Below are 13,148 nucleotides of genomic sequence, written 5' to 3' on the forward strand. Positions count from 1 at the left end.
CCGCCGAGCCCGGCCCGGACGCGGCGGGTGCCGTGCCCGCCGCGGAGCCGGCGAAGCCCGCGGCGGCCCCGGCGGCCAAGTCCGGGTCGAAGGCGGCCAAGACCGCCGCGGCGAAGAGCTGATCCATGACACGGCGGACCGACTGGCAGGACGGCCCGGGCCGTCCGGAGCCCCCGGACCGTCCGGATCGCGGCGCCCCCTCCTCGTCGAGGGCCGAGCAGGGGACGCCGCTCGGCCCGGAGGAGCAGGCGCGGGCGATCTGCCTGCGCCTGCTCACCGGGACCCCGCGCACCCGTCAGCAGCTCGCGGACGCCCTGCGCACCCGCGGCATCCCCGATGAGGCGGCGGAGGAGGTGCTGTCCCGGTTCGAGGACGTCGGGCTGATCGATGACGCGGCGTTCGCGGAGGCCTGGGTGGAGTCCCGGCATCACAGCCGGGGCCTGGCCCGCCGCGCGCTCGCCCGGGAGCTGCGCACCAAGGGCGTCGACTCCGCGTTGATCGCCGATGCCGTGGGGCAGCTCGACGCCGATCAGGAGGAGCGGACCGCCCGCGAGCTGGTCGAGCGCAAGCTGCGCACCACCCGCGGCCTCGACCGGGAGAAGCGGCTGCGCCGCCTCGCCGGAATGCTCGCCCGCAAGGGATATCCCGAGGGGGTGGCACTCCGGGTGGTGCGGCGCGCGCTGGAGGAGGAGGGCGAGGACCCGGAGCTGCTGGAGCACCACCTGCCCGACGTCTGACGCTCCGGCCGACGTCGGGCCCTCCGGCCCCGTCCGACCGTCCGGCCCCTCTGGCCGACGTCTCGTCGACGCGGGGCCCTCCGGACCACGGGGCGCGGGCCGGGGAGGTCAGTACACCGGCAGACCGGCCGCCCGCCACGCCTGGAAGCCGCCGGCCAGATCGGTCGCCCGGGTCAGGCCCAGCTGCCGCAGCGAGACCGCCGCGAAGCTCGACGCATAGCCCTCGTTGCAGACCACCACCACCTGAAGATCGTGGTGGGTGGCCTCGGGCAGCCGGTGGTCGCACTGCGGGTCGAGCCGCCACTCCAGCTCGTTCCGCTCGACGATCAGCGCGCCGGGGATGGTGCCGTCGCGCTCCCGCAGCGCCGCATACCGGATGTCCACCAGCAGCCCGCCCGCGGACTGCACGGCAGCGGCCTCCTCGGGGCCGAGCCGGTCCAGCCCCTGGCGGGCCTCGGCCAGCAGCTCGTCCACGCTCCGCTTCGTCACGTGTGCCGCGCCCATCGCGTCACTCCCATTCCTGCGGCCGCTCGACCTGCTCCAGCCGCAGCACCTGGCCGGTGCGACTGTAGCGCCGCATCAGCGGCAGCGGCGGATAGTAGGCGTGCACCGACACCGCATGCCGCTCCGACGACGGGTTGATGACCTCGTGGACATGGTGTGCGCCGAAGGCCCGGCCGAGTCCGGCGGACAGCCGCCGTTCGCGGTCCACGCCCTCGGCCAGTTCCAGGGTCTTCCAGCCCTCGGTGGGCAGGCGGACGGCCAGCGACTGTTCGTTCAGCTCACCGGCTGCCGTCACGAACGCCCCGTGCGAACCGCCGTGGTCGTGCCAGCCGGTGCCGGTGCCGGGCGGCCAGGCGATCAGCCATGCCTCGCTGCCGCCCGGGCCCTCCAGCCGCAGCCAGGTGCGGCCCTCGGGGTCGAGCGGCAGCGAGGCGACGAGTTCGGCGTCGGCGGCGGTCCGGCGGACGAAGTCCAGCAGATCGGCCGCGCTGGGCGGCGTGGCGGGACCGGCCGAGGGGCGCGCAGGGGAGAGAAGGGGTGCGTCAGACACGGAAACCGTCCTGGGTGATCGCGAAAGGGGCGCGGCCGGGCCGCGCGGGAGGAAAAGCGGATCAACAGGACGGACGACACACGCAGCCCGCGTAGCGGAGGAGGTCCAGATGGACCCTCCGCCAGAAGCGAGGCAGGCCGGTGTCAGTCACGCTCCGCAGTGAAGCATGAGCCGGACGGGGAGGTCAATCACACCGGGGGCGCTCCGGGACGGCCCACACACCGGCGTACGACGTCAGCGCCATGATGGGCGCGAGGGCGCGTGACGCACTCCTCACCACCGGCGTGCCGTGGCCTCCCCTCACTACCGACGTGCCATGGCCTCCGCGTCCGCGCCCCGGGCGGTGTCCCCGCCCCGCGCCGCGTCCGCACACGCGTACAGCTCGGCGGGGCGTACCCCGGACAGCGCCGCGGCGAGATGACCGTCCGGCCGCACCAGCAGCACGGTGTGGGCCGGAGCCCCCGGGTACTCCTCGGCGACCAGCAGTTCCGTGCGCATCGGCAGGGCCGAGACGGCCGCCGCCAGCCGGGGCATCAGCCCGGCGCGCATCCAGTGGCGGCGGTCCCACACCCCGGTGCCCGGGGCGACCAGCACCACCAGCAGCTCCCGGCCCAGCCGCTCCCACAGCCGCACCACCGCACCGTCCGGCGCGGTCACACGGACGTCGGCCACCGGCCCCCCGGTGGGCGTGCCCACCGGGACGGATCCCTCCGGGGGCGCCGCCGGGGCCAGCGGGGAGCGGCTGTAGGCGGGGGGCGCGCCGAGGGGGCCATGGCCGAGGTGACCGTCGGTGAGCAGCGCGTCATGGCCGCGCGCGCCCCCCGGCAGCACCGTGCGCCGTACCGCGCGCCACCCCCCGGCCGCCCGGACCAGCGGCAGCGCCTGGTCGGCGGTGCGCAGCCGCGCGGCGACGGCCGTCCGCCGCTCCGCCTGATAGCTGTCGAGCAGGGCGTCGGAAGCGCCGTGGTGCCAGGCGAGCGAGAGCTTCCAGGCGAGGTTGCCGACGTCCCGCAGCCCTTCCTCGAGCCCTTGGGTGCCCAGGGCGCCGTGCAGATGGGCGGCGTCCCCGGCGAGGAAGGCGCGGCCCACGCGCCAGCGCCGGGCGAGCCGGTGGTGCACGGTGTGCACGCCGGTGTCCAGGAGCTCGTAGGGGATCGCGGTCTCCTCGCACCACCCCGCGAGGGTGTCGCGCACCCGGACCATCAGGGCGTCCGGGGTGACGAGGTCGCGGCCCGGCGGGAGCAGCCAGTCGATCCGCCAGACGCCGTGCGGCAGCGGACGGGCGGTCACCTCCGCGTCGATGCTGCGCCACGGCGGCGAGCGGTGCAGTACGGCCTCGCCGGGCCAGGGGAGGTCGGCGCGCAGGGCGGCGACGGCATGCCGCTCCACCGCCGTACGGCCGGGGAAGCGCACCCCCAGCTGCTTGCGGACGGTGGACCGGGGGCCGTCGCAGCCGACCAGGTGGCTGCCCCGCCACCAGGTGGCCTGGGCGCCCCGGGTCCGTACGCTCACCCCCCGCGCGTCCTGTTCCACGGTCTCGACGCGGGTGCCGGGGACGATCCGTACGAGATCCTCGTCGCCGATGGCCGCCAGCGCCGCCCGCAGCGCCCGGGTCAGCTCGTGCTGCGGCAGATGCAGCGGGGAGGACACCGGCGCCTCGGGCTCGCCGTCCCGAGGGGATCCGTCGCGCGTGGCCCCGTCCCGCCCGTCGCCGACTTCGGGGGCCGCCGGGGGAGGGGCGCCGAAGAGCGGGCCGGGCACCAGGGGTACGTGCCGTACGAGCTGGCGGCGGCGCAGGGTGCGCCACCCCGTCCACGGCCGTACCCCGGCCGCGGCCCGGCAGCCGAGCCGCTCCAGCAGGGCGGCGGTGTCCGGGCGCAGCACGACGGTGCGGGCCAGGCGCGGCTCGTCGCCCCCGGTGGTCTCGTCGAACAGCACGACGGGGACGTCCTGACGGGCGAGTGCGAGGGCCAGGGTGAGCCCGACCGGGCCCGCCCCGGCGACGATCACCGGGTCCACGGCGCGGTTCCCATGGCCCTGCGGGGCGTACGTGACGTACGGAAACTGGCAGTTGAAACCCGGTGAGCGATCACAGAAAGCATGCAACCGACTGCGAGTGCCCGCGTCAAGCGGCGACGGGCGGTGGCGCACGCGCCACCGCCCGTCAGGACCCGGTTGCCTCAGCCGGTCTTGCCGGCGGGCTGCTCCGGCGCGGGCTGGTCCACGGCGTCGATCCCGTCGGCGGCCGCGAGCGGCTGGGCGGCGTCCGCGACCGGGATGCCGGTCTTGGCGCGCCGGCCGCGCCGTTCGATCCAGGTGGCCAGGGAGGAGAGGGCCAGGCACATCGCGATGTAGATGGTGCCCCCGACGATGATCACCGGGACGTAGGGGTTGACGTCGTTGACGACGATGTTCGCGGCGAGCTGCTGGAGCTGGAACAGCAGCTCCTGGTAGGTGATGACGTAGCCGAGCGAGGTGTCCTTCAGGGTCACCACGAGCTGGCTGATGATGGTCGGCAGCATCGCTCTGACGGCCTGCGGGATCAGGACCGTCGTCATGACCTGGGTCTTGCTCATGCCGAGGGCGTAGGCGGCCTCACGCTGCCCGCGGGGCACCGAATTGATGCCCGCCCGCAGCACCTCTGCCTGCACCGAGCCGTTGTAGACGGTCAGCCCGACGACCAGCGCCCAGAAGCCGGTGCTGTCGCCGGTGAGGCCCAGGTCGGAGCGGTAGGTGAGGAAGAGCACCCACAGGACGTAGATGGTGATCAGCAGCGGGATGGCCCGGAACAGCTCGATGAACCCGGTCGCGATCCAGCGCACGGGCTTGTGGTCCGAGAGCCGGGCGACCGCGAGCACGACGCCCAGGGCCAGCGAGAGCACCGACGCCACGGCGAACACCTGGAGGGTGGTGAGCACGCCGTCGCGGATGCTGGTCCGCACGCCCGCGTTGTTGAAGATGTCCCACATCTCCGGCGCGAACTGACCCTTGGCGTTCAGCCGCAGGACGATGAAGACGATCAGTCCGAGGACGGCGAGGGTGCCGATGACCGAGTAGACGCGGTTGCGGATACGGGCCTTGGGGCCGGGCGCGTCGTACAGGACGCTCGCGCTCATCGGGCCACCTCCAGACGGCTCTCCAGCAGTCGGAAGGCACCGCTGATGGCGAAGGTGATGACGAGGTAGCACAGGGCGACCCACAGGAAGATCCACCCGATCGCGAAGCCCTTGTCGCTGAGCAGCTTCGAGACGTTGAACAGTTCGGTGTTGCTGAAGGCGCCCGCGATGGCCGAGTTCTTCGTCAGAGCGATGAAGATGCTGCTCATCGGAGGGATCACGGTCCGGGTGGCCTGCGGGAGGACTATCATCCGCAGCGTCTGGGCGAAGGTCATGCCCAGGCTGCGGGCGGCCTCCGCCTGGCCGAGCGGCACGGTGTTGATACCGGACCGCACGGCCTCGCAGACGAAGGACGACGTGTAGCAGCCCAGCGCCAGCATCGCGAGAACGAACGGACTCGTTCCCGGGAAGAAGATCTCCGGGACCACGAAGAAGGCGATCAGGAACAGCAGGGTCAGCGGGGTGTTGCGGAACAGGGTGACCCACGCCGTGCCGAAGGCGCGCAGCGGCGGAATGGGGGACACCCGGAAGCCGGCCAGGATGATGCCCAGGACGAGGGCGAGCGCCGCACTGGCCGCCGTGAGAGCCAGGGTTCCGAGGAACCCCTCACGGAACTGGGGCAAATGATCGAGGAGTACGTTCATCGATTCTCCGCGGTAGCGGTCGGGTCAGCGGCGTGCGGAGCGCACCGGCTTCACGGGTGAACGGGGGACCGGAGACCGGACCGGCTCAGTAGCGGGGCAGCGGGGTCTTCGGCGCGACGTAGGAGGAGCCGGACTTGCCGAGCGTGCCTTCGTACGCCTTCTTGTAGTCACCGTTCTTGATGTGCTTCTCGAGCGAGTCGGTGATCGCGTCGCGCAGCGCCTTGTCGTTCTTGTTCATCCCGATGCCGTACGGCTCCTCGGTGAACGGCTTGCCGACCAGCTTGAGCTTGCTGGGCCGCTGGGCCGCGTAGCCCTTGAGGATCGCGTCGTCGGTGGTGACCGCGTCGACCTGGCCGTCGAGGAGCTGCTTGACGCAGAGCGAGTACTTGCTCAGCTCGGTGGTCTTGGCCCCGTACTTCGGCTTCTTGATCTCCTGGAGCGGAGTGGAGCCGACGATCGAGCAGATCTTCTTGCCCTTGACGCTGTCCGGGCCGGTGATGCCCTTCTCGTCCTTGCGGACCAGAAGGTCGGCGCCGGCCTTGTAGTACGGGCCCGCGAAGCCCACCTGCTTCTTGCGCTCGTCGTTGATGGTGTAGGTGCCGACGTAGTAGTCGACCTGGCCCTTGGAGATGGAGGTCTCGCGGACGTTGGAGTCGACCGTCTTGAAGGTGATCTTGTCCGCGGAGAAGCCGAGGTCGGCGGCGACCATCTTGGCGATCTCGATGTCGAAGCCGGAGCGCTTGCCCTCGGTGTCCACGAAGCCCAGGAAGGGCTGGTCGGCCTTGGCGCCGATGACGATCTTGCCGCGCTTCTGCGCCGCCTTCAGGGTCGGCGAGTCCACCTTCACGTCCTTGGCGACCGTGTACGAGCCGTTGTAGACCTCGCCGCCCTTCGGCTTGTCGCCGGCGGTGCCCTTCTCGCCGCCACAGGCGGTCGCGGTCGCCGCCAGAGCGAGTGCCACCGCTGCGGCCGCTGCCGTGTTACGCATCCTCATGGTGCTGCCCCATCCTTGGTTCCGTACGTCTTCGCGGACTTGACGTCATCGCAAACTTGGTGCGCGTGCGGTGTCGCGGGTTCAGTGGTGGAGGATCTTCGAGAGGAAGTCCTTGGCCCGGTCGCTGCGCGGATTGTTGAAGAACTGGTCCGGCTCGGCCTCTTCGACGATCCGGCCGTCCGCCATGAAGACCACGCGGTTCGCGGCGGAGCGCGCGAAGCCCATCTCGTGGGTGACGACGACCATCGTCATGCCGTCCCGGGCGAGCTGCTGCATGACCTCCAGCACCTCGTTGATCATCTCCGGGTCGAGCGCCGAGGTGGGCTCGTCGAAGAGCATCACCTTCGGGTCCATGGCGAGCGCGCGGGCGATGGCCACGCGCTGCTGCTGACCGCCGGAGAGCTGGGCGGGGTACTTGTCCGCCTGGGCGCCGACGCCCACCCGGTCGAGCAGCTTCCGGGCCTTGTCCTCGGCGGCCTTCTTGTCCGCCTTACGGACCTTGATCTGGCCCAGCACCACGTTTTCGAGCACCGTCTTGTGCGCGAAGAGGTTGAAGGACTGGAACACCATGCCGACGTCCGCCCGCAGGCGGGCCAGCTCCCTGCCCTCCTGGGGCAGCGGCTTGCCGTCGATCGTGATGGATCCGGCGTCGATCGTCTCCAGCCGGTTGATCGTGCGGCACAGCGTGGACTTGCCGGATCCCGACGGTCCGATGACGACGACCACCTCGCCGCGGGATATGGTCAGGTCGATGTCCTGGAGGACATGCAGCGCGCCAAAGTGCTTGTTGACTCCGGACAGCGCGACCAACGCGTTCGCCACCGGCGCGGCGTCCTTGGTCACCGATACTTCGCTCATTCGGCTTTCCGCTCCCGTCCTCCTTGGTTGGGAGGACATTAATGAGCAGCCACAATCAGCGTCATTACATCTGAGCGGAAATTGAGGATAACGATCTGGCTTCGGCGCGGCACTCTGTGTAAAGGGCCTCAGGGGCGTCGTACCGGCTGCATAACGGAAACCTTCCTGTGACTGTATGCGTCTTGACGCATGCGTGTGTATCGGAGTGGATTCCTTGGGGCCGTGTCTTCGGTCACGTTTCGGGGCCGCGCAGGCACAAAGCGCGCACCCATGAGAGGGAAGGTGGAGGAGGGGCCGGTGAGGCTGCTGCTCGTCGAGGATGACAACCATGTGGCCGCGGCCCTGACCGCGGTGCTGTCCCGGCACGGCTTCGACATCACCCACGCCCGCGGCGGCGAGGAGGCGCTTCAGGCGCTGCTGCCCGGTGCGGGCGCGCCCTTCGGCGTCGTACTCCTCGACCTCGGACTGCCGGACCAGGACGGCTTCGAGGTATGCGGCCGGATCCGCAAGCTCACCGCGACGCCCGTGATCATGGTGACCGCGCGCTCCGACGTGCGGTCCCGCATACACGGGCTCAACCTCGGCGCCGACGACTACGTGGTCAAGCCGTACGACACCATGGAGCTGCTCGCCCGCATCCACGCCGTCAGCAGGCGTACCCTCCCCTCCGACTCCGGTGCCGGGGCCGGTACCGAGGACAGCGGGGAGGGCCCGCAACCGCCGCTGCGGCTCGGCCCGGTCACCATCGAGCTGTCCACCCGCCAGGTCTCGGTCGACGGCACGACGGTCTCGCTCACCCGCAAGGAGTTCGACCTGCTCGCGCTGCTCGCCCAGCGCCCCGGCGTGGTCTTCCGCCGTGAGCAGATCATCAGCGAGGTGTGGCGCACCAGCTGGGAGGGAACCGGACGCACCCTGGAGGTGCACATCGCCTCGCTCCGCTCCAAGCTGCACATGCCCGCCCTGATCGAGACGGTCCGCGGCGTGGGCTACCGTCTCGTCGCCCCGGCCGGCTGAGCGGCCAGGGCTACCCGCGTGCGCACTCGTCTCCTCCCACTGCTGATCGTCCTCATGGCGGGCGTCCTGCTCGCGCTCGGCTTCCCGCTCGCCATGAGTCTGGCCGCCCGTGAGCAGCAGCGCGTGGTCGTCGACCGGATCGACGACACCGCCCGCTTCGCCGCGCTCGCCCAGTTCGTCACCGCCGGGCCGACGGCCGTGACGGGCGCGAAGGGCGACAAGGGCGGCGAGGGCAACGAACGGCTCAATACGCTCAGCTCGGAACTCGCGCGCTACCACGATCTGTACGGCATCCGGGCCGGGGTGTTCTTCCGGGACGGCCTGCGGATGGCCAAGGCGCCCGCCGACTGGCGGCTCCCCCGGGGCGGGAACGGCGCCGAGGCCTTCGACGAGGCCCTGGCCGGGCGCCGCAGCCACGATCCGCCGCAGGTGTGGCCGTGGCAGCGGGGCAGGCTCACCGTCGCGTCCCCCGTCGTACGGGACGGGGACGTGGTGGCCGTCGTCGTGACCGACTCGCCCACCGGCCGGATGCGCTCGCGCATCCTCCACGGCTGGCTGGTCATCGCGGGCGGGGAGTGCGCCGCGATGCTGCTCGCGGTGGGGGCTGCGTTCCGCCTGACCGGCTGGGTGCTGCGGCCCGTACGAATCCTGGACACCGCCACGCACGACATCGCGACGGGGCGCATGCAGTCGCGGGTCGCGGCCGCCTCGGGCCCGCCGGAACTGCGGCGGCTGGCCCGCTCGTTCAACGAGATGGCCGACAACGTCGAGGAAGTCCTGGAACAGCAGCGGGCCTTCGTCGCCGACGCCTCCCACCAGCTGCGCAACCCGCTCTCCGCGCTGCTGCTGCGCATCGAGCTGCTGGGGCTGGAGCTGCCCGACGGCCATGAGGAGATCGCCTCGGTGCGTACCGAGGGCAAGCGCCTGGCCCGCGTCCTGGACGACCTGCTCGACCTCGCCCTGGCCGAGCACACCGCGGCCGACCTGCGCCTCACCGACATCGCCGAACTGGCCGCCGACCGGGTGGACGCCTGGCTTCCGGTCGCCGGGCGCGAGGAGGTCGGTCTCGCCTACACGGGACCCCCGGCCATCACCGGCTGGGCCGACCCGGTGGCCCTGTCCAGCGCTCTGGACGCGGTCGTCGACAACGCGCTCAAGTTCACGCCCCAGGGGTCGCACGTGGAGGTCTCGGCGCGGGCCGAGGGCGAGACCATCGCCCTGACCGTCGCCGACGGCGGTCCCGGCCTCACCGAGGACGAGCTGGCCCGGATCGGCGACCGCTTCTGGCGCAGCAACCGGCACCAGAACGTCTCGGGTTCCGGACTGGGCCTGTCCATCTCCCGTGCGCTGCTCACGGCGGGCGGCGCCACCATCGCCTACGCGCCCAACGAGCCCCGCGGACTGTGCGTCACCATCACCGTGCCGCGCAGCAAGCCGCAGTGAGGCGCCCTGCCGGCAGCTTCACGCATCAGGTGCTTCACGGCTTCTCCGAGCGGTAATAGCGCGCGGCGCCCTTGTGCAGCGGCAGCGGATCGGTGAATACGGCCGTCCGCAGGTCCACTTTCTGCGCGGCGTGCACCTTCGCCCCGATGCGGTCCCGGTTCTTTATCACCGTGCGGGTGACGCCCTTGGCCAGCTCAGGGTCCACCCGGTCCGTGGTGACCAGGAGATTCGGTACCGCGATCGTTTTGACGTCATCCGGCTGACGTATCTCCTGGTACGCGTCGGCGGGCACGGTCGCCGCCCGGTAGTAGCGCGTCACCCCGCCCTGCCGGTGCAGCGGGCCGGTGAGGTCGCCGAGCTGGACGAGCCGGATCGGATACATCTGGGCCAGGGTGCGCACCGCGGTGGTCGGCAGCCCGCCCGACCAGAAGAAGGCGTCCAGCTTCCCCTTCCGCAGCAGCTCCGGCATCGTGTCGATGCCGGAGCGCACGGCCGTGATGTCCTTGTCGAAGTCGAGCCCGGCGGCCTTGATCAGCCCCCGCGTGATCAGCTGTACGCCCGAGCCGTCGTCCCCGACGCCAACTCGCAGCCCCCGCAGATCCCGCGCCGAGCGCACCTTCGAGCCGCGCGGCACGATCAGCTGCATGTAGTCGTCGTACAGCCGCGCGCAGGCACGCAGCCGCCCGGCGTCCCGGCCGTGGTAGGCGGCGACGGCGTCGGTGGCGGCGATCGCGAAGGTGGCCCGGCCGCGGGCCAGCCGCTCCACGTTGTCGGGCGACCCCCGGGTCTCCAGGAGCGTGACGTCCACATCGGGGAGGTCCCGCGACAGGTCCCGCTTCAGCATCTCGCCGTAGGTCTGGTAGACGCCGGTGGACACCCCCGTTGCGAAGGTCACCTTCCCCTCGGGCTTCTCCCCGCCGCCGACCGGCAGGAGCCACCACAGCAGCAGCGCGAGGACGACCACGCCCGCCGCGGCGGACTGTAGGGCGCGGCGCCGGTCCGGGCGCGGAAGAGTGACGGCCATGGGCAGGATCCTGCCAGCCCCCGTCGCGGGAAGGGAGGGGCGGGGGAGCGGGACGAGCACGTACCCTGGTCGATTGAGATGAGTGCGAAGACTTACGAGGTGCGCACCTACGGGTGCCAGATGAACGTCCACGACTCCGAGCGCCTGTCCGGCCTGCTGGAAGGCGCCGGTTACGTCCGTGCGCCCGAAGGCACCGGTGAGGGCGAAGCCGACATCGTCGTCTTCAACACCTGCGCGGTGCGGGAGAACGCCGACAACCGGCTGTACGGCAATCTCGGCCGGCTCGCACCGATCAAGGCGCGGCGCCCGGGCATGCAGATCGCCGTGGGCGGATGCCTGGCCCAGAAGGACCGCGACACCATCGTCAAGAAGGCCCCCTGGGTCGACGTCGTCTTCGGCACCCACAACATCGGCAGCCTGCCGGTGCTGCTGGAGCGCGCCCGGGTCCAGGAGGAGGCCCAGGTCGAGATCGCCGAGTCGCTCGAAGCCTTCCCCTCCACCCTGCCGACCCGGCGCGAGTCCGCGTACGCCGCGTGGGTCTCCATCTCCGTCGGCTGCAACAACACCTGCACGTTCTGCATCGTCCCGGCGCTGCGCGGCAAGGAGAAGGACCGCCGCCCGGGCGACATCCTCGCCGAGGTGGAGGCGCTCGTCGCCGAGGGCGTCACCGAGATCACCCTGCTCGGCCAGAACGTGAACGCGTACGGCTCCGACATCGGTGACCGCGAGGCCTTCAGCAAGCTGCTGCGCGCTTGCGGAAACGTGGAGGGGCTGGAGCGGGTCCGGTTCACCTCGCCGCATCCGCGCGACTTCACCGACGACGTCATCGCCGCGATGGCGGAGACGGAGAACGTGATGCCGCAGCTGCACATGCCGCTCCAGTCCGGTTCGGACACCGTGCTGAAGGCGATGCGCCGCTCGTACCGGCAGGAGCGCTACCTCGGCATCATCGAGAAGGTCCGCGCCGCGATGCCGGACGCCGCCATCTCGACCGACATCATCGTCGGCTTCCCCGGCGAGACGGACGAGGACTTCGAGCAGACACTGCACGTGGTGCGCGAGGCGCGGTTCGCCCAGGCGTTCACCTTCCAGTACTCCAAGCGGCCCGGGACGCCTGCCGCCGAGATGGACGGGCAGCTGCCGAAGGCGGTCGTCCAGGAGCGGTACGAGCGGCTGGTCGCCCTCCAGGAGGAGATCTCCTGGGAGGAGAACAAGAAGCAGGTGGGCCGGACGCTCGAGGTGCTGGTAGCCGAGGGTGAGGGCCGCAAGGACGACGCCACCCGGCGGCTGTCCGGCCGCGCCCCCGACAACCGTCTGGTGCACTTCACCCGGCCCGACGAGCCGGTGCGCCCCGGTGACGTCGTCACCGTCGACGTCACCTACGCCGCGCCGCACCACCTGCTGGCCGAGGGCCCGGCCCGGGGCGTCCGGCGTACGCGCGCGGGCGACGCCTGGGAGCGGCGGAACGCGGCCGAGGAGAAGAAGCCGGCGGGCGTGATGCTCGGCCTGCCCACCATCGGCGCCCCGGCCCCCGCCCCCGCGTCCGCGACGGGCTGCGGCTGCGACTGACGAGCGGCGGGCAGCACCGCACAGAACCGACGGGGGACGGAATGACGACGTGGTGGGGTCTGCTGGTCGAGGACTACCTCCAGATCATGGGCCCGGGGGCCCGTAACCACTCGATCACGGCGCTGGGGCATGTCCGGGGGACCCGTGAGGAGGCGTTGGAGGCCCTGCGTGAGCGCGCGCTGCGGTACGAGCCCCGGCACCCGGTGAATCCCTACCGGAAGCTGGTGTACCGGGACGGGGAGGCCTTCCTGATGGTCCTGGAGGCCGCGACCGGCAACTACTGCTACCGATTCCGGGTGGCCGAGCTGCTGTGGGACTCCGCACCCCGCCCCGAGCCCGCCGGATAGGCTGGCGATCATGCTGATCGCCGCCGCCGTCTGTCCGTGTCCGCCGCTGCTGGTGCCCGAGGTGGCTGCCGGAGCGGCCCCCGAGCTCGACGCGCTGCGGGCGGCGTGCCTGGACGCGATCGCGGCGCTGGCGGCGGCCCGGCCCGAGCGGCTGATCGTGGCAGGTCCGGCGGAGCCCTCGGGGCGAGGACCGCATCCACAGGGCGCGACCGGATCGTTCCGCGACTTCGGCGTGGACGTGGAGGTACGGCTCGGGGGCGCGGCGCCGGCGGCCGCTGAAGGCGGCGCCGGGGACTGGGCGGCTGTCGACAGCGAGGCCGGGGGCGGCGAGGCCGCGGCCGGGGTGCC

General features: G+C 71.7%; 14 protein-coding genes and 1 pseudogene. 6 read left to right on the top strand and 9 right to left on the bottom strand.

The window, feature by feature from the left end; translation table 11 throughout:
* The first annotated feature begins 125 nt into the window (after positions 1–125).
* On the top strand, positions 126–737 hold the full coding sequence (gene recX / locus EEJ42_RS40675; RefSeq protein WP_123107170.1) for a recombination regulator RecX: 612 nt from the start codon (positions 126–128) through the stop codon (positions 735–737).
* A 108-nt stretch (positions 738–845) separates the two neighbouring features.
* Here recX and EEJ42_RS40680 read toward each other — a convergent pair whose 3' ends face one another.
* The 8 genes from EEJ42_RS40680 to EEJ42_RS40710 all read right to left on the bottom strand — a co-directional run bounded on the left by EEJ42_RS40680 (position 846) and on the right by EEJ42_RS40710 (position 7,403).
* Positions 846–1,241 (bottom strand): rhodanese-like domain-containing protein, encoded by a 396-nt coding sequence (locus tag EEJ42_RS40680; protein WP_123107171.1) that lies wholly within the window; start codon positions 1,239–1,241, stop codon positions 846–848.
* 4 nt (positions 1,242–1,245) lie between these two features.
* A complete protein-coding gene (locus EEJ42_RS40685) occupies positions 1,246–1,791 on the bottom strand; it encodes a cupin domain-containing protein (protein WP_123107172.1) in 546 nt (181 codons plus the stop codon).
* Between the two features lie 61 nt (positions 1,792–1,852).
* Positions 1,853–1,942 carry a putative leader peptide gene (locus EEJ42_RS54340; RefSeq protein WP_324618140.1) on the bottom strand — a complete coding sequence of 30 codons (90 nt, stop codon included), beginning with the start codon at positions 1,940–1,942 and terminating at the stop codon, positions 1,853–1,855.
* A gap of 152 nt (positions 1,943–2,094) precedes the next feature.
* Entirely contained in the window at positions 2,095–3,810 is a 1,716-nt protein-coding gene (locus EEJ42_RS40690; protein ID WP_123107173.1) for an FAD-dependent monooxygenase, read from the bottom strand.
* A gap of 161 nt (positions 3,811–3,971) precedes the next feature.
* The gene (locus tag EEJ42_RS40695) at positions 3,972–4,907 is read right to left on the bottom strand and encodes an amino acid ABC transporter permease (RefSeq protein WP_123107174.1); all 936 of its coding nucleotides are present in this window, start codon (positions 4,905–4,907) and stop codon (positions 3,972–3,974) included.
* Positions 4,904–5,551, bottom strand: a complete 648-nt coding sequence (locus EEJ42_RS40700) for an amino acid ABC transporter permease (protein ID WP_123107175.1) — start codon at positions 5,549–5,551, stop codon at positions 4,904–4,906. The genes EEJ42_RS40695 and EEJ42_RS40700 overlap by 4 nt, the downstream gene beginning before the upstream one ends.
* An 85-nt stretch (positions 5,552–5,636) precedes the next feature.
* On the bottom strand, positions 5,637–6,545 hold the full coding sequence (locus EEJ42_RS40705) for a glutamate ABC transporter substrate-binding protein (RefSeq protein ID WP_123107176.1): 909 nt from the start codon (positions 6,543–6,545) through the stop codon (positions 5,637–5,639).
* A gap of 81 nt (positions 6,546–6,626) precedes the next feature.
* Entirely contained in the window at positions 6,627–7,403 is a 777-nt protein-coding gene (locus EEJ42_RS40710) for an amino acid ABC transporter ATP-binding protein (protein WP_009714604.1), read from the bottom strand.
* A gap of 297 nt (positions 7,404–7,700) precedes the next feature.
* Here EEJ42_RS40710 and EEJ42_RS40715 point away from each other — a divergent pair, with 297 nt between their 5' ends.
* Both EEJ42_RS40715 and EEJ42_RS40720 read left to right on the top strand, forming a co-directional pair.
* Positions 7,701–8,417, top strand: coding sequence for a response regulator transcription factor (locus EEJ42_RS40715; RefSeq protein WP_123107181.1), 717 nt, complete (start codon positions 7,701–7,703; stop codon positions 8,415–8,417).
* A gap of 18 nt (positions 8,418–8,435) precedes the next feature.
* The gene (locus EEJ42_RS40720) at positions 8,436–9,860 is read left to right on the top strand and encodes a sensor histidine kinase (RefSeq protein ID WP_123107177.1); all 1,425 of its coding nucleotides are present in this window, start codon (positions 8,436–8,438) and stop codon (positions 9,858–9,860) included.
* Between the two features lie 34 nt (positions 9,861–9,894).
* On the opposite strand, the gene EEJ42_RS40725 is transcribed toward EEJ42_RS40720, so the two are convergent.
* Positions 9,895–10,884, bottom strand: coding sequence for a TAXI family TRAP transporter solute-binding subunit (locus tag EEJ42_RS40725; protein WP_123107178.1), 990 nt, complete (start codon positions 10,882–10,884; stop codon positions 9,895–9,897).
* A 78-nt stretch (positions 10,885–10,962) separates the two neighbouring features.
* Here EEJ42_RS40725 and miaB point away from each other — a divergent pair, with 78 nt between their 5' ends.
* From miaB to EEJ42_RS40740, 3 genes and pseudogenes are all read left to right on the top strand, one after another.
* Positions 10,963–12,453, top strand: a complete 1,491-nt coding sequence (gene miaB, locus EEJ42_RS40730) for a tRNA (N6-isopentenyl adenosine(37)-C2)-methylthiotransferase MiaB (RefSeq protein WP_123107179.1) — start codon at positions 10,963–10,965, stop codon at positions 12,451–12,453.
* A 41-nt stretch (positions 12,454–12,494) separates the two neighbouring features.
* Positions 12,495–12,800, top strand: a complete 306-nt coding sequence (locus tag EEJ42_RS40735; RefSeq protein ID WP_123107180.1) for a hypothetical protein — start codon at positions 12,495–12,497, stop codon at positions 12,798–12,800.
* A 10-nt stretch (positions 12,801–12,810) separates the two neighbouring features.
* A pseudogene (locus EEJ42_RS40740) lies at positions 12,811–13,148 on the top strand (hypothetical protein); the annotation flags it as partial.

The sequence above is a fragment of the Streptomyces botrytidirepellens genome (assembly GCF_003721215.1).
Lineage (GTDB): Bacteria > Actinomycetota > Actinomycetes > Streptomycetales > Streptomycetaceae > Streptomyces > Streptomyces himastatinicus.